The 14,051-nt window shown below is 73.3% G+C and carries 13 protein-coding genes; 4 read left to right on the top strand and 9 right to left on the bottom strand.

The window, feature by feature from the left end:
* Positions 1-143: 143 nt before the first annotated feature.
* Positions 144-623 (bottom strand): hypothetical protein, encoded by a 480-nt coding sequence (locus tag N4G66_RS17310; RefSeq protein WP_261705013.1) that lies wholly within the window; start codon positions 621-623, stop codon positions 144-146.
* 84 nt (positions 624-707) lie between these two features.
* Between N4G66_RS17310 and N4G66_RS17315 the strand changes: the two genes are divergently transcribed.
* Together N4G66_RS17315 and N4G66_RS17320 are read left to right on the top strand one after the other, a co-directional pair.
* Entirely contained in the window at positions 708-1,481 is a 774-nt protein-coding gene (locus N4G66_RS17315; protein ID WP_261705014.1) for an MBL fold metallo-hydrolase, read from the top strand.
* 134 nt (positions 1,482-1,615) lie between these two features.
* Entirely contained in the window at positions 1,616-2,239 is a 624-nt protein-coding gene (locus N4G66_RS17320; RefSeq protein WP_261705096.1) for a DedA family protein, read from the top strand.
* A gap of 8 nt (positions 2,240-2,247) precedes the next feature.
* Here the strand turns inward: N4G66_RS17320 and N4G66_RS17325 are convergent, their stop codons facing one another.
* The 4 genes from N4G66_RS17325 to N4G66_RS17340 all read right to left on the bottom strand — a co-directional run bounded on the left by N4G66_RS17325 (position 2,248) and on the right by N4G66_RS17340 (position 7,095).
* Positions 2,248-3,321, bottom strand: a complete 1,074-nt coding sequence (locus N4G66_RS17325) for an MBL fold metallo-hydrolase (RefSeq protein WP_261705015.1) — start codon at positions 3,319-3,321, stop codon at positions 2,248-2,250.
* A complete protein-coding gene (locus N4G66_RS17330) occupies positions 3,318-4,565 on the bottom strand; it encodes an aminotransferase class I/II-fold pyridoxal phosphate-dependent enzyme (protein WP_261705016.1) in 1,248 nt (415 codons plus the stop codon). The genes N4G66_RS17325 and N4G66_RS17330 overlap by 4 nt, the downstream gene beginning before the upstream one ends.
* 335 nt (positions 4,566-4,900) lie before the next feature.
* Complete coding sequence (locus N4G66_RS17335) at positions 4,901-6,001, bottom strand: hypothetical protein (RefSeq protein WP_261705017.1); 1,101 nt, start codon at positions 5,999-6,001, stop codon at positions 4,901-4,903.
* A gap of 371 nt (positions 6,002-6,372) precedes the next feature.
* Entirely contained in the window at positions 6,373-7,095 is a 723-nt protein-coding gene (locus N4G66_RS17340; RefSeq protein WP_261705018.1) for an ANTAR domain-containing response regulator, read from the bottom strand.
* A gap of 161 nt (positions 7,096-7,256) precedes the next feature.
* On the opposite strand from N4G66_RS17340, the gene N4G66_RS17345 reads away from it, so the two are divergent.
* Positions 7,257-8,402 carry a PAS domain-containing protein gene (locus N4G66_RS17345; RefSeq protein ID WP_261705019.1) on the top strand — a complete coding sequence of 382 codons (1,146 nt, stop codon included), beginning with the start codon at positions 7,257-7,259 and terminating at the stop codon, positions 8,400-8,402.
* 36 nt (positions 8,403-8,438) lie between these two features.
* Here the strand turns inward: N4G66_RS17345 and N4G66_RS17350 are convergent, their stop codons facing one another.
* The 4 genes from N4G66_RS17350 to N4G66_RS17365 all read right to left on the bottom strand — a co-directional run bounded on the left by N4G66_RS17350 (position 8,439) and on the right by N4G66_RS17365 (position 12,343).
* Positions 8,439-9,233 carry an RNA polymerase sigma factor SigF gene (locus N4G66_RS17350; RefSeq protein ID WP_261705020.1) on the bottom strand — a complete coding sequence of 265 codons (795 nt, stop codon included), beginning with the start codon at positions 9,231-9,233 and terminating at the stop codon, positions 8,439-8,441.
* Between the two features lie 467 nt (positions 9,234-9,700).
* Entirely contained in the window at positions 9,701-10,279 is a 579-nt protein-coding gene (locus N4G66_RS17355) for a TIGR03086 family metal-binding protein (protein WP_261705021.1), read from the bottom strand.
* Positions 10,276-10,518: a DUF6158 family protein gene (locus N4G66_RS17360; RefSeq protein WP_261705022.1), complete on the bottom strand. Its 243-nt coding sequence runs from the start codon at positions 10,516-10,518 to the stop codon at positions 10,276-10,278. The genes N4G66_RS17355 and N4G66_RS17360 overlap by 4 nt, the downstream gene beginning before the upstream one ends.
* A 205-nt stretch (positions 10,519-10,723) precedes the next feature.
* Positions 10,724-12,343: an ABC-F family ATP-binding cassette domain-containing protein gene (locus N4G66_RS17365; RefSeq protein ID WP_261705023.1), complete on the bottom strand. Its 1,620-nt coding sequence runs from the start codon at positions 12,341-12,343 to the stop codon at positions 10,724-10,726.
* 103 nt (positions 12,344-12,446) lie between these two features.
* On the opposite strand from N4G66_RS17365, the gene N4G66_RS17370 reads away from it, so the two are divergent.
* Positions 12,447-13,946 carry a bifunctional phosphatase PAP2/diacylglycerol kinase family protein gene (locus N4G66_RS17370; RefSeq protein ID WP_261705024.1) on the top strand — a complete coding sequence of 500 codons (1,500 nt, stop codon included), beginning with the start codon at positions 12,447-12,449 and terminating at the stop codon, positions 13,944-13,946.
* The last annotated feature ends 105 nt before the right edge of the window (positions 13,947-14,051 follow it).

Raw genomic sequence — 14,051 nt, forward strand, 5'->3', positions numbered from 1 at the left:
CCAGTCCACCTCACGTCCCGGCCCGCCCGGTCCGCGCGGCCTGCTCCCACCCTGTCACAACGGCCGGAGATCCCCAGAAGTCCCCAAAAGCCGCAGGAAGTCCCCCCGAAGCCTCGCCCCGGCGCCTTGTCCCGGCGGAGAGATCAACGGCCGTCGTATCCGGCCGTCGGCATCGACAGGCGGCGGTGGACCCGGGCCTTCATCTGGGCGTCGTACGACGGTTCGGCGGTGCCCACCGTCTCGACACGTACCCCACGGCGTGCACACTCGGCGGTGAACTCCTCGACCGAGGCGAGCGCCCGCTCCAGCACCCGGCGGCTGGGCGCGACGAACAGATCCACGAGCCCGGCCTCGACGTCCGCCCACAGGCTGCGGTGGTCGGGGCGCAGACCGCGTACGAGAAGTTCCCGGGTGACGACATAGCCGTGCTCGGCGGCCCAGCGGGCGCACATCGCGTGCTGGCTGCGGGAGTCGACGAGGAAGGGGTCCGCGTCGAGTTCCTCCAGAGGGGTCAGGCTCGCGATCGCCGTGACGCGAAGCGTCGGGGGGCGCGACGCGGGACCGCTCCACTCGTGCGAGCGCTTGAGGGCGTGCGTGCCGGAGGCAGCGCGTGCATCTCCCATGGCGTCCCCCTCACCTCCGGGTTTCGCCGCAGACCCTACTCCTGCCCGTAGGCTCGGGGGGAGTCGTGCGAAGGAGGCAAAGAGGTGCCGGTGGAGATCACCTGGTGGGGGCACGCCACCTGCACGCTGGAGGACTCCGGGACACGCGTGCTCACCGATCCCCTCTTCGCGCGCCGGCTCGCACACCTGCGGCGCAGGCGCGGGGCGCCGCCCCCTCCCCCGGCGGCGGTCGCCGACGTGGCGCTCGTCTCCCATCTGCACGCCGACCATCTGCACCTGCCGTCGCTGGCGCGGCTGGCTCCGGGTACCCGGCTGCTCGTGCCGCACGGCGCCCCGCGCTCGGTGCCGGGGCTGCGCAGACTGGACCATCTGCGGCTCACGGAGGTCGCACCCGGTGACCGCACCCGGGTCGGTGACCTGGTCGTACGCACCGTTCCCGCGCGGCACGACGGACGGCGGCTGCCGATCGGACCGCATCGCTCCCCCGCGGTGGGGTACGTGGTCGAGGGCGAGTCGCGGACGTACTTCGCCGGGGACACGGGGCTGTTCGCGTCGATGGCCGACGAGGTCGGACCGGTCGACGTGGCGCTGCTGCCGGTGGGCGGCTGGGGTCCGTATCTCGGGGAGGGGCATCTCGACGCGGGGCGTGCCGCCGAGGCGCTCGCCGCATTGCGGCCGCGCAGCGCTGTGCCGGTGCACTACGGCACGTTCTGGCCCATCGGAATGGATGCCGTGCGCCCCCATGAATTCCATGCGCCGGGTGAGGAGTTCGTGCGCCTGGCCGCCGAGCGTGCGCCCCAGGTGGCGGTGCACCTGCTGGAACACGGCGAGAGCGTGCGTCCGGAGGCCGCCCGGTGATTGCCCGGTCCGCCGCGGGGGCGGTGGTTCCCTCACTCCTCCTGGCGGTCAAGAACACCGCTCCGGCTCTCCTCCTGGCGGTCAAGGGCACTGCTCCGGCTCTCCTCCTGGCGGTCAAGGGCACTGCTCCGGTGATGTTCCTGTCCGCCGCGGCCCCGGCCGTGCCGCCGGAGTCCACTCAGCAGGCGCTCGGATATCCGTCCCTGTTCCTGCTGGTGCTGATCGGCGCGCTGGTACCCGTGGTGCCGACCGGCGCGCTGGTGAGTTCGGCGGCGGTGGTGGCCTTCCACCAGACGTCGCCCTTCGCGCTGCTGATGGTGTTCCTGGTGTCCTCGGTCGCCGCCTTCCTCGGTGACATGTCGCTCTACTGGCTCGGCCGGCGCGGCATGGGTTCCAGGAACGGATCGCGCTGGCTGGAGGCGATCCGGGTGCGCGCGCCCGAGGACCGGCTCGCCCAGGCGCAGCACAAGCTCGCCGACCACGGCATCGCCGTCCTCGTGCTGTCCCGCCTGGTGCCGGCGGGCCGCATCCCGGTGATGCTCGCCTGTCTGATAGCGAAGATGCCGCTGCGTGTGTTCGCCCGCGGAGACATCCCGGCATGTCTCGCGTGGGCGGCCACCTACCAGATCATCGGCATCCTCGGCGGCTCGCTCTTCCCCGAGCCGTGGGAGGGCGTGGTGGCGGCGGTGGCCCTGACCGTCGCGATCAGCGCGGCGCCGAGCGTGTGGCGCAGGTTCCGCCGGACGACACCCTCGTAGGGACGCGGTCACTCCAGTACCCGGGAGCCTCCCACCGCCAGATCCCACAGGTTCTCCCGGGCCAGGCCAGCCCGCTCCCAGGCGGCCCGCACCCGTCGCAGGGGCTCCAGCACCGGTTCCGCCGAGAGCACGAACGTGCCCCAGTGCATCGGTGCCATCCGGCGCGCGCGCAGATCGACGGCCGCCTGTACGGCCTCTTCGGGGTCACAGTGCACATCGCTCAGCCACCAGCGGGGGTCGTAGGCGCCGATGGGCAGGAGGGCGAGGTCGATCCCCGGGTGACGCTGCCCGATACGGCCGAACCAGCGGCCGTATCCGGTGTCGCCCGCGAAGTACACGCGCTGTCCCCCGGGCGCCGTGAGGACCCAGCCGCCCCACAGGGAGCGGCAGGTGTCGGTGAGGGTGCGCTTGGACCAGTGGTGGGCGGGGACGAAGTCGAAGCGGACGCCGTCGATTTCGGCCGCCTCCCACCAGTCCAGCTCGGTGATCCGGGTGAACCGGCGTCGTCTGAACCAGCGTCCGAGTCCGGCGGGTACGAACATCGGTGTGTCGCGCGGGAGTCGGCGCAGGGTCGGTGCGTCCAGATGGTCGTAGTGGTTGTGGCTGATGACGACCGCGTCGACGCGCGGCAGCAGGCTCCAGGCGATGCCGACCGGGGTGATCCGGGCCGGGGTTCCCATGATCCTGCGGGACCGGACCGGGTCGGTGAGGACGGTGATCCCGCCGATCCGGATCACCCAACTCGCGTGTCCCGCCCAGGAGACGGCGACCGTACGGGCGTCCACGCGGGACAGCGGTCCGGGCTCGAAGGGCAGCATCGGGATGTCGGCGAGCCCCTCGGCACCCGGCCGCAGGGCGCCCTCTCGGGCGAACCGCGCGATTGCGCGGAGCCCCGGCAGCGGCGCGGTCAGCCGGTCCACGAAGGACCGGGGCCAGAGTCGCCGCTCGCCGGGCTGACGGGGCTCGGCGAGCGGCGGGGGAGGAAGGACGGCGGGGTGCCCCGGCGCCGGGGCGGGTGGGGGCGCGGGATCGTCGGTGTCCTGGGTCGTCGTGCTCGTGGTCGACTCGGACTGCTGCGTCATCGAGGAGACTCCCGTCGCTGAGCGTCGTCGCGGAGATCGTCGAAGGCCGACCTCAACAGGGTCAACGCGTCGCGCACATGCGGCAGTTCCAGTGGCGAGGGGGAGGCGAGGGATTCCTCCCGCTCCTCGTCCGTGGAGCCGAGCAGCGGCCCGGTACCGAGGCGGACCCGGAGCGCGGCGAGGTCGTCGCCGAAGCGGTGTCCGCCCGGCGCGGGCATGCCGAGCCGGGTGGAGAGGTAGTCCTCCAGGTCCTGCGCGTCGCCGACGCCGTGCGCGCCGAGGGCGGAGCGGAGCGGGCCGAGGTCGACATACAGGTGCCGGCCGGCCTGCGGTGGGCGCGCGACGGCACCCGCGGCGCCCACCACCCGCTGCGCGGCGTCGGCCACGCGCGCGTGCAGGCGTACGGCGGCGGTGAGCCGTTCGGTGATCGCGGCGGGCTCGCCGAGCGCGTAGGCGGCCGCCGCCGCGACCGGTTCGGCGACGCGCGCGCCGAGCACGGTGAGCACGTCGAGGACGCGGGAACGCAGCAGAGTGCCCCCGTCGTTGTCGGGGAAGCGGGCGACGGCGGCCGGCCAGCCCTGCGGCAGGAAGGCGCCCGCGAGGTCGGAGATCACGGTGACGTCGTCCGGGAGCATCTCGGCGGGGCTGAGCAGCACGGTGTCGTGCGGCCGGTGCAGGGTGTCGCGCCAGGTCTCGTCGCTGACGATGTGCAGTCCCTCGCCCGCCGCGGCCTCCACGGTCTCGTGCACCACCTCGGGCGGTGCGACGGTCGCGGTCGGGTCGTCGGCCACGGACAACAGGAGCAGGCGCGGGTCGCCGCCCTCCGCGCGGACTCTGCGGACGGTCTCCAGAAGGGCGTACGGATCGGGGACGCCGCCGCACTCCGCGGGCGTCGCCACACGGAACACGGATCTGCCCAGCAGGCGTGCCTGCGGCGCCCACCACGCGGCGCACGGGCGGGGCGCGAGGACATCGCCGCCGAGTGCCGCGGTCAGCGCCAGCAGCAGTGCGGGGGCTCCGGGGGCGGCCACCACCCGGTCGGGTGCGGCGGCCAGTCCGCGCCGGGTCCAGTAGCCGCGGGCGGCATCGAGGAGCGCGGGGCCGCCGCCGAAGAGCTCGGCGTCGGAGCGGTTCGCGGCGGCGGCCAGCACGGAGCGGAGTTCCGGCAGCACGGGCAGGCCCTGGTCGGGCAGCGGCGGCCCGTACCGGACCGGTCCGTGTCCTTCCGGGGCCGTCCGCCGCATACCTGCCTCCGCACCGTGGGTGCTGCCGTTCCCTGTGCCGGAACCTGCTTGTCCGTACGGTTCCGGATGTCGTCGTCCCCTCGTACAAATCACCTCGCGCGGCTCGTCGGCCCTCGCCGTGGTCCGCTCAGTACGCAGAGGCATGCCGTCCCATGCGTGTTCTCGTGAGTTCGCACGGAGGTTCGCGGGGAGATTCGCTCGGGAGTGCTCTGGGGACTGCGCTCGGGAGGACTCTCAGGAGTGCTCTCGGGAGTGCTCTCGGGAGTGCTCTCGGGAGAGTGTCTGTCACATCGTCGCCTGCCGTGCCGTCGACCGTCACCGTGCCGCCCGCCCCTCTACGCCCGCCGCCTGCGCAGCCGGTACGCGGCCGCGCCCACGGCCCCGGCGACCAGCACGCTGCCGACGACCAGAGCCGGCACGGAGTCGGTGAACACGCCGCCCTCACCGGCTTGTACGCCACGCTGGACAGTGGGCGGACGCTCACCCGCGCCGGTACCCGTTCCCATGCCCGCGCCTGTGTCGGAGCCGGTCCCGCTGTCGGGTCCGTGCGTCGCCGTGCCGCCCCGGGCCACGGAGTACGAGGCGGTCCACTGCTTCCCGTGACCGCCGGGCGGCGCGGGACAGACTCCGTCCACGTTCCACGGCCCGTCGGCGCCCCCGGCATCCGGGCCCACCGTGTCGGGTCCCACCGTGTCGGGAACCGCGGTGTCGGGAACCGTGCTGTCGGGAACCAAGGAGTCCGGGCCCACCGTGTCGGGGCCCACCGTGTCGGGGCCCACCGTGTCGGGGCCCACCGTGTCGGGGCCCACCGTGTCGGGGCCTACCGTGTCCGGCCCCACGTCATCCGGGCCCACCGTGTCCGGACCGACGGTCTCGGGACCCACGGCGCCGGGGGTCAGCGGGTCGGGGACCACAGGGTCGCCGACGACGGGAGCGGGTGCCAGGGCATCGGGCGCGAGGGTGTTTTCGCCCCCGGGGGCGGGGATCACGGCTTCCGCGCCCGCGGCGTCGGGATTCTTCGCGTCGGAGGCGCCTGACACGGCGGGACCCATCTCGCCGGGGATCAATCCGGCGGAGCCGGGCCCCGCGCCGGACCCCGCCGTGGCGGAGTCTGCGGCCGTGTCGGGAACCGCGCCGGACTCCCCGGACGAGATGTGGGCCGTGCCGCTGTAGGAGGCGGCGGCGTTCGGGGCGGTGCCCTCGACGTGGTGCAGCTGGACCTTGCCCTCCTGGAAACCCTGGGAGCTGGCGTCGATGAAGTCGGGCGGGGTCCCCCCGATCGCGTCGCAGGTGACCGTGATGGTGACGGTGCCGCCGGGTTCGACGGAGCCCGGGCTGACCTCCGCGGCCGGATCCGCGGACGCGCCCGACACGGCGGCGCCCAGGGCGGCGCCGGCCAGGGCGGTGGCGTACAGGACACGGGCGGTACGGCGCATGAGCGGGGCTCCTTCGGCGGGGCTGCGGTCCGAGAGCCACGGCCGTCGTGTCCCTCGGGCCCATCAGAGCCCGCCGTCCCGCCGGGCGCGAACGGCCGGGCACCATTCGCGGGAAACAGGGGCCCGAGCGGGTGACATCGCGACGGGGATGGCGGGCCCCTGCGTACGGCATCCGCTCGGGCTCCGTACAAAGCCCCCCACCACCCCTACCCCTGCCCTGTCCCTGCCTCTGCCTCTGCCTGTACGACATCCAGCGCCGCCGCCCGTACGACAGCCGCCCCGCACCGTACGACGCCCACTGCCGCAGCCCGTGCGCCATCCACCGCCCGTCACCGATCAGTGGTCACCGGTCACCCGTCACCCGTCACCCGTCACCCGGCCTGGGACACCAGTTCCTTCTCCAGCTCCAGTCCGTGTCCCCGCTTGTCCACGACGGCCGCGGCGACGTCGGACAGTTTGCGGTTGGTGCCCTGGGAGATGCGGCGCAGGACCGCGAAGGCACGGTCCGCGTCGCAGCCCAGGACGTGCATCACCATGCCGCAGGCCTGGTCCACGACGGGCCGGGAACGCAGCGCGGCACCCAGTTGGTCGAGCTCGGTGAGTGCGGCGCGGTAGGAACGGTCGCGGACCAGGCAGGTCGCGGTGTGGTCGCCGAGCGCGCGGGCGGCGCCGTGCGGAGCGCCTTCGAGGGCGCCGGGCCGGAAGCTGTAGAGGCTGAGGGTGACGGTCAGCCCGGAGCGGCGAAAGGGGATGGTCACGCTGGAGCGCACACCCGCGTCGAGGGCCATGGCTCGGTAGCCGGGCCAGCGCTCCTCGACCAGCAGGTCCGCCGAGTCGACGGGTTCGCCGCGTTCCAGAGCCGCCGGGATCGGCCCGTCGCCGGAGCGCAGCTGCACCGAGACGAGTCCGGCGAGGTCGGGGTGGGTCACCGCGGCGGGCCGTTCCGTGCCGCCCCCGGACACCATGCTGCTGGCGCCGCAGCAGTCCGTGACGCAGCGCGTGGCCTGCTCGGCGAGTTCCGAGAGCCTCCTCCCGGGAAGCGCGGACTCGGGTGATTCCGGTCCCAGACGGCCGAGTTGATCGGTTTCCGGCATGGCTCGCTCCTCCTCCTTTCTTCCCGCCTTCCCGCTCAACTGCGCCGAAAACGAGCACTCTCGCCCAGGCCGGAATCAAGTGCCCTCACCTGCGCCGAACAAGTCCTGCGGGTTCAGCCCCCGCCCCCCGCGGCACGCCTCGGCCGGGTTACGTTCATCGCATGGCGCAGACGGACGAATTCGGTGAAGAACTCGCGGATTTCGTGCGCCGCGTCTCGGAGTTGAAGGCGGCGCGTTCCGTACCCGTCCAGGAAATGCCGACGGTCCTCGACGCGGCCATCTTCGAACTCGACCATGTGGCGGAGCAGTTGTGGCCGGCGTTCCAGCGACTGTCCGCGACCGGTCCTTCCGGCATCGGCTCCGTGGACCGCCAGGAGCAGCAGCTCCTGAAGGCGCTGTTCCAGCGGGTGCCGGTGCCGGTCGTGCTGGTCGACCGCGAGAGCGTGGTGCGCCGGATGAACTTCGCGGCGACCTCGTTCACCGGTGTCCGGGCCGGTTACGCCACCGGCCGGCCGCTGACCGGGTTCCTCGCGCACGCGGACCGGGCCGCGTTCCGCTCACAGGCGGCGGCGGTGGCCCGCGGCGAGGGCGACCGCGGGCTCACCGTGCATCTCCAGCAGGAGCCGTCGGTGCCCGTGCGGGCGACGCTCGCCGCGCTGCGACCGAGCGGGGAGCCGCGGACCGCCGTACTCGTGGTGCTCCAGCCGGTGGACGAGGGGAACCCTTCGCATTCCCCGGGTGCCTCGGGGCGAGGTGCGCCGGGGCGGACGGTGCCGAGCCTGTCCGCGACCACCCGGCACGCGGCGCTGATGGACCTGGTGGACGCCATGACCACGGCGCTGCTCGGCAGTTCGGAGGGGGACCGTTCGGCGGTGCTGGACCGGGCGGCGGGAGTGCTGCACGGGCGGTTCGCGGACTGGGTGGTGGCCGACACCGGGGACGGACGGCTGTCCCGTACGGCCGTCCTCGGTCCGTCCGGGTGCGGCGAGGAGGTGGCGGCCGTGGCCGCGCAGGATCCCGCCGCGTGTCCCCTCGTCGCCGAGGCGGTACGCGGCGGGTCCACGGCCCTTCAGGTACGTCCCGAGGACCCGGACGCCTTCGGCCGCGACGCCTCGGGCGCCCCGGTCCTCGTCCGCGCCGACGTGACGTCCTTGCTGTGTGTGCCGCTGCCCGGCACATCCGGTGCCGTACGTGGGGTGTTGACGCTGTTCAGGAGCGGGAGCCGGCCCGCCTTCTCGATGGCCGAGGCGCAGGCGATGGACCTGATGTCCCGCCACATCGCCCTGAGGCTGGCATGGTCGGACTGAACCGACCGCCTCTCGACCTCCGTCGGGCGACAGGCCCTAGGCCGCGTCGCGCATGATCTGGTCGCGCAGCCGGGTGCAGCAGCGGCTGATGAGGCGGGAGACGTGCATCTGGGAGATGCCCAGTTCGTCGGCGATCCGGCTCTGGGTCATGTCGCTGAAGAACCGCATGTAGAGGATGGCGCGTTCGCGCTCGGGCAGGGCCTGCAGCCGGGGCTTGACGGCCTCGCGGTCGATGACGGTGTCCAGGGCCGGGTCGGGCGAACCGAGGGCGTCGCTGAGGGAGTAGCCGTCCTCGCTGCCCGGCAGTTCGGCGTCCAGGGAGAGCGCGGTGAAGCTCTCCAGGGCCTCGAGCCCCGTCAGGACGTCCTCCTCGCTCATCCGGGCGTGCTCGGCGATCTCGGCGACGGTGGGCCGGCGGCCCGAGATGGTCTGCGACAGGTCCTGGCTGGCGAACCGGACCCGGTTGCGCAGGTCCTGGACCCGGCGCGGCACGTGCAGGGTCCACATGTGGTCACGGAAGTGACGCTTGATCTCGCCGGTGATCGTCGGCACCGCGTAGCTCTCGAAGGCGTTGCCGAGCTCGGGGTCGTAGCGGTCGACGGCCTTGACCAGACCGAGTGACGCGACCTGGCGCAGGTCCTCGTAACTCTCGCCGCGGCTGCGGAAGCGCCCCGCGAGCCGTTCGGCCATCGGCAGCCAGGATTCGACGATCTCCGCACGGAGAGTGTCGCGCTGCTGACCCGGGGGGAGCATGGCGAGCCTGCGGAATGCCTCCGCGGTGTCGGGGGCGTCGTCGTGCGGATGGTGTGTCGCGCTCGCTTGAGTTCGCATGGTGCGTCGCAACTCCCTTGATGGTGCCGTGTGATGGACAGTCATCGTGGGAACGCACCCGTACGCCGGACGGGTACATCCATGGCGCGCGGATAGCCGCTCCCACGGACGTGCCTCCTGTCCGAAGCACTGCAACAGCGTCTGCCCCGCGCCATGCGGGACAAACACCTTCCTATTCTCTCCCGAGCCGGGTCGCCCGTCCTCCCGGGGGTGGGGGCGGCCGTGCCGTCACCACCGGGCCGTCACTGACGACCACTGCCCGGTCACAGCGGGTGCAGGGGTCGTGGGTGTGCGGAGTGCGGGGCGCGGGGTGCAGTGCATATCCGGCATCCGACATCCGACATCCGGCACCCGGCACCCGGCACCCGGCACCCGGCACCCGGCACCCGGCACCCAAGATCACTGGACTCGTCCGTGAACGGTCGGCCCGCCCCGCGCCGAGCCGGGGATCCGGGCGATACTCGCCCTCAGGGCCGGCGCCCCACCAGACAGAGCAGTTTCGTCTGGACGTCCGCGCCGGGCGGTGGCTCCTCCGGGGCCGCGAAGAGTCCGCTCCTCTCCAGTTCCGCCGCGTGGGGGGCGACCTCCCTGACCGCGAAGGACAGCAGGTCTTCGGGAAGTTGTTCGTCCGCGCCGATGGCGCGGGACAGGTCCCAGGTGTGGACCGTCAGGTCGGTGACCAGCTGAGCGCAGTAGTCGCCCGCCTGCATGTCCCCGAACGAGAGGTGGACCGTGCGGTCGAGAGCGCCGGGCTCGGCGAACACGGCGCGGGAGGCGTCGGCCACGGTGTCCCAGGCGGCGACGGGGTCCGGGCCGAGCAGGTCGCCCGCCAGGCTGTCGCCGACCGAGTCGACGGTGGCGCCGTCCCGGACCAGCGCGGGCACCCACGCCTGCTCGGAGACGAGATGGCCGACGAGGTCGCGCACGCTCCAGGCGGTGCACGGCGTCGGGGCGTCCCACTGGCTGTCGCGGATCGCGTGGACGCGGCGGCCGAAGAGCTCCATGGCCTCCGCCTGCCGGGTCAGGATCGGGTCCGGGTCGGTCATGCCGGCGGCACCCCCGCGGGTCCGCGCTCCCGGGCGCCGTCACGGGTACGGCCCGCCGAGACGGGCCGGCGCGGGTGGCGGCGCAGATACTCGCCCTCCAGCTGGGCCATGCGCACGTTGTGGGTGTGCAGCGCGTCGTTCGAACCGTGCAGCAGCGTGTCGTGGCGGGTGCGGTGGATGGCCTCCAGCTCTTTCATCAGCTGCTGGTCGTCCAGCCGGTCCGGGTCGACTCCGGTCATGGTGCTACCCCGCTCGTCGTGGCCGTCGGTGCGGTCCGGGCACCCGCCCCGGGCAGACACTGCCCCGAGCGGCGTCCGGGAGGGAGCCATGGATCGAGACCTACTCCCACCACTCTACGAACATCCGGGGTGCCGGGCCTCCCCGGGACGGGCCCGGCTTCGGGCCCGTCCGGAGCCCCGTCGCCGAAGCCGCCGTCCCGGCCGCCTACCTGGCCCGCTCCACGCGGCGCTCGTCCCACACCGGTTCCTGCGTCTCCCGTACACGGCCGTCCGAGCCGAAGACCAGGTAGCGGTCGAAGGAGCGGGCGAACCAGCGGTCGTGGGTGACCGACAGAACCGTCCCCTCGTAGGCCTCGAGGCCCTCCTGAAGGGCCTCCGCGGACTCCAGGTCGAGGTTGTCGGTCGGCTCGTCAAGGAGCAGGGCCGTCGAGCCCTCCAGTTCCAGGAGCAGGATCTGGAATCGCGCCTGCTGGCCGCCCGACAGCTTCTCGAAGCGCTGCTCCGCCTGCGCGGTCAGCTCGTAGCGGCGCAGCCGGGACATCGCGGCTCCGCGGTCCTGCGAGTGCTCGGACCACAGGATGTCGAGGAGCGTGCGGCCTTCCAGTTCCGGGTGGGCGTGGGTCTGCGCGAAGTGGCCCGCTACCACGCGGGCGCCGAGCTTCCACTCGCCGGTGTGCGCGACGCTGCCGCCCGCGAGCAGCCGCAGGAAGTGCGACTTTCCCGAGCCGTTGGAGCCGAGGACGGCGACGCGCTCGCCGTAGAAGATCTCCAGGTCGAAGGGCTTCATCAGGCCGGTGAGCTCAAGTCCCTTGCAGGTCACCGCCCGCACCCCGGTCCGCCCGCCGTGCAGCCGCATCTTGATGTCCTGCTCGCGCGGCGGCTCCGGCGGCGGTCCGGCCTCCTCGAACTTCCGCAGCCGGGTCTGCGCCGCCGCGTAGCGGGACGCCAGCTCATGGCTGATGGAGGCCGCCTGACGGAGGTTCAGCACCAGCTTCTTGAGTTGCGCGTGCTTCTCGTCCCAGCGCCTGCGCAGTTCCTCGAAGCGCGCGAACCGCTCCCGCCTGGCCTCGTGATACGTCGCGAAACCGGCGCCGTGCACCCAGGCGTCCGCGCCGGCCGGGCTGGGCTCGACACTGATGATCTTCTGGGCGGCGCGGGAGAGGAGCTCTCGGTCGTGGGAGACGAACAGCACGGTCTTGCGGGTCTCCTTGAGCCGCTCCTCCAGCCAGCGCTTCCCCGGCACGTCGAGATAGTTGTCCGGCTCGTCGAGCAGCAGCACCTCGTCGGTGCCGCGCAGCAGCGCCTCGAGGACCAGCCGCTTCTGCTCGCCCCCGGACAGGGTCCGGACCAGCCGCCACTGCGCCTTCTCGTAGGGGACACCGAGGGCGGCCGTCGTGCAGATGTCCCAGAGGGTCTCGGACTCGTATCCGCGGACCTCGGCCCAGTCGGACAGCGCCTGCGCGTAGCGCAGCTGCGCGGCCTCGTCGTCCACGGTCATCATCGCGTGCTCGGCGGCGTCCACGGCCTTCGCGGCCTCGCGGATCCGCGGCGGGGCCACGGAGACGAGCAGCTCGCGCACGGTCGTCTCGTCGCGTACGGAGCCCACGAACTGCCGCATCACCCCGAGCCCGCCGCTCACGTTGACGGTCCCCCCGTGGGGCTTGAGCTCCCCCGAGATCAGCCGGAGCAGCGTCGTCTTCCCGGCACCGTTGGGCCCCACCAGGGCGACGACGGCCCCCTCCCCCACCCGAAACGACACATCGCCGAGCAGCGCCCTCCCGTCGGGAAGGTAGTACTCAAGATGTGCGGCTTCGAGATGTCCCATGGGCAGGCATTCTCCGGGGAGCGGGGGCGCGGGGCAAACGCGTATACGACGCGGGGCCCGGCACGGGGGCGGGAACCGCCTGATCCGGGGTAGACGGACCCGCATGACACCGACCCCAGATGTCGACCTCACCGCCCTGGTACCGGGCCGCCACGTCGTTCGGGACCGTCTCCTCGCCGTGGACTGCCGGCTCTTCGAGGCGGTCGCCACGCGGCACTGGCCGGGCGGTGACCCCGTGCTGCCGCGGCTGAGCCGCGGCGCGAACCATGGTGTCCTGTGGTTCGCCACCGCCGCCGCCGTGGCGGCGAGCCGCACTCCGCGGGCCCGCCGGGCCGCCGCACGGGGCGTCGCCTCGCTCGCCCTCGCCTCCGCCACCATCAACACACTCGGCAAGCGCTCGGTGCGCCGCACCCGCCCCGGACTGGACCCGGTCCCCCTCGTCCGGCAGCTGAAGCGGCAGCCGATCACCACGTCGTTCCCGTCGGGGCACGCCGCCTCCGCCGCCGCCTTCGCGACGGGGGTGGCGCTGGAGTCCCGCGGCTGGGGCGCGGCCGTCGCACCGCTCGCCGCGGCGGTCGCGCTGTCCCGCGTCTACACCGGCGTCCACTTCCCGAGCGACGTCCTGGCCGGGGCGGCCCTGGGCGTCGGCGCAGCGTACGCCGTGCGCGCGCTGGTACCCACCCGCGACCAGCTGACCCCGCCCGGCCGTGCGCGCACCGACGCGCCCGCACTGGCCGAGGGCGAGGGCCTGGTCATGGTGGCCAACATGGGCTCGGGCAGCTCGGAGCGGGTCGGCGCGCTGGCCGCCGCGCTGCCGCGCGCGGAGATCGTGGAGTGCGAACCCTCCGACATACAGGAGGAGTTGGAGAAGGCGGCGACCCGCGCCCGGGTGCTGGGCGTGTGCGGCGGCGACGGCACGGTGAACACCGCGGCCGAGGTCGCCCTGCGCCATCGCATCCCCCTCGCCGTCCTGCCGGGCGGCACCCTCAACCACTTCGCCCACGACCTCGGAGTGGAGGGCGAACGCGACCTGGTGCACGCGCTCCAGGAGGGCGAGGCGGTCCAGGTGGACGTGGGCCGGTTCGCGTCCGGCGGCAAGGAGGGCATCTTCCTCAACACCTGCAGCCTGGGCATCTATCCGGAGCTGGTGCGTGAGCGGGAGAACTGGTCCAAGGTGATCGGCAGCTGGCCGGCCGGAGTGCTGGGCGCCCTGCGTGTGCTGCGCGCCGACCATCACCCGCTGCGGGCCGAACTCGGCGGCCGTACCCACCCGTTGTGGCTCCTGTTCGCCGGGAACGGCACCTATCACCGGATGGGTCTGGCGCCCGCCCGCCGCTTCGACCTCGCGGACGGACGCCTCGACGTACGGGTCGTGCACGGCGGCCGCCATCCCGCGGTGCGCCTGCTGGCCGCCGCCTTCGCAGGCCCCCTCACACGCTCTCCCGCCCACGCGGCCGTACGGGTGGGCCGCCTGCACATCGAGGGCGTCGCGCCCTGCACGCTGCTCGCCTACGACGGCGAAGTCACCGAGGTGAGCGGCGAGGTGACACTGCGCAAGAGCCCCGAAGCCCTGACCGTCTACCGCCCGCTTCCCGCGCACTGACGCCGTCCGCGCGCACGTGTGCCGCCCCGTCCGCGCGCACCTTCGGACACCAGCGCCCCGGCTCCATCGGGACCCCCTCGGCACAACTCCCCTTCCCGTACTGTC

The organism is Streptomyces rhizosphaerihabitans (assembly GCF_025399795.1).
GTDB classification, from domain to species: domain Bacteria; phylum Actinomycetota; class Actinomycetes; order Streptomycetales; family Streptomycetaceae; genus Streptomyces; species Streptomyces rhizosphaerihabitans.

Bases quoted from the DNA above. Each gene is read 5' to 3' on its own strand.
- N4G66_RS17365 (WP_261705023.1), bottom strand. From the start codon at position 12,343: ATGGGACATCTCGAAGCCGCACATCTTGAGTACTACCTTCCCGACGGG.
- N4G66_RS17310 (WP_261705013.1), bottom strand. From the start codon at position 623: ATGGGAGATGCACGCGCTGCCTCCGGCACGCACGCCCTCAAGCGCTCG.
- N4G66_RS17335 (WP_261705017.1), bottom strand. From the start codon at position 6,001: ATGCGCCGTACCGCCCGTGTCCTGTACGCCACCGCCCTGGCCGGCGCC.
- N4G66_RS17360 (WP_261705022.1), bottom strand. From the start codon at position 10,518: ATGACCGGAGTCGACCCGGACCGGCTGGACGACCAGCAGCTGATGAAA.
- N4G66_RS17345 (WP_261705019.1), top strand. From the start codon at position 7,257: ATGGCGCAGACGGACGAATTCGGTGAAGAACTCGCGGATTTCGTGCGC.
- N4G66_RS17370 (WP_261705024.1), top strand. From the start codon at position 12,447: ATGACACCGACCCCAGATGTCGACCTCACCGCCCTGGTACCGGGCCGC.
- N4G66_RS17350 (WP_261705020.1), bottom strand. From the start codon at position 9,233: ATGCGAACTCAAGCGAGCGCGACACACCATCCGCACGACGACGCCCCC.
- N4G66_RS17325 (WP_261705015.1), bottom strand. From the start codon at position 3,321: ATGACGCAGCAGTCCGAGTCGACCACGAGCACGACGACCCAGGACACC.
- N4G66_RS17355 (WP_261705021.1), bottom strand. From the start codon at position 10,279: ATGACCGACCCGGACCCGATCCTGACCCGGCAGGCGGAGGCCATGGAG.
- N4G66_RS17340 (WP_261705018.1), bottom strand. From the start codon at position 7,095: ATGCCGGAAACCGATCAACTCGGCCGTCTGGGACCGGAATCACCCGAG.
- N4G66_RS17330 (WP_261705016.1), bottom strand. From the start codon at position 4,565: ATGCGGCGGACGGCCCCGGAAGGACACGGACCGGTCCGGTACGGGCCG.
- N4G66_RS17320 (WP_261705096.1), top strand. From the start codon at position 1,616: ATGTTCCTGTCCGCCGCGGCCCCGGCCGTGCCGCCGGAGTCCACTCAG.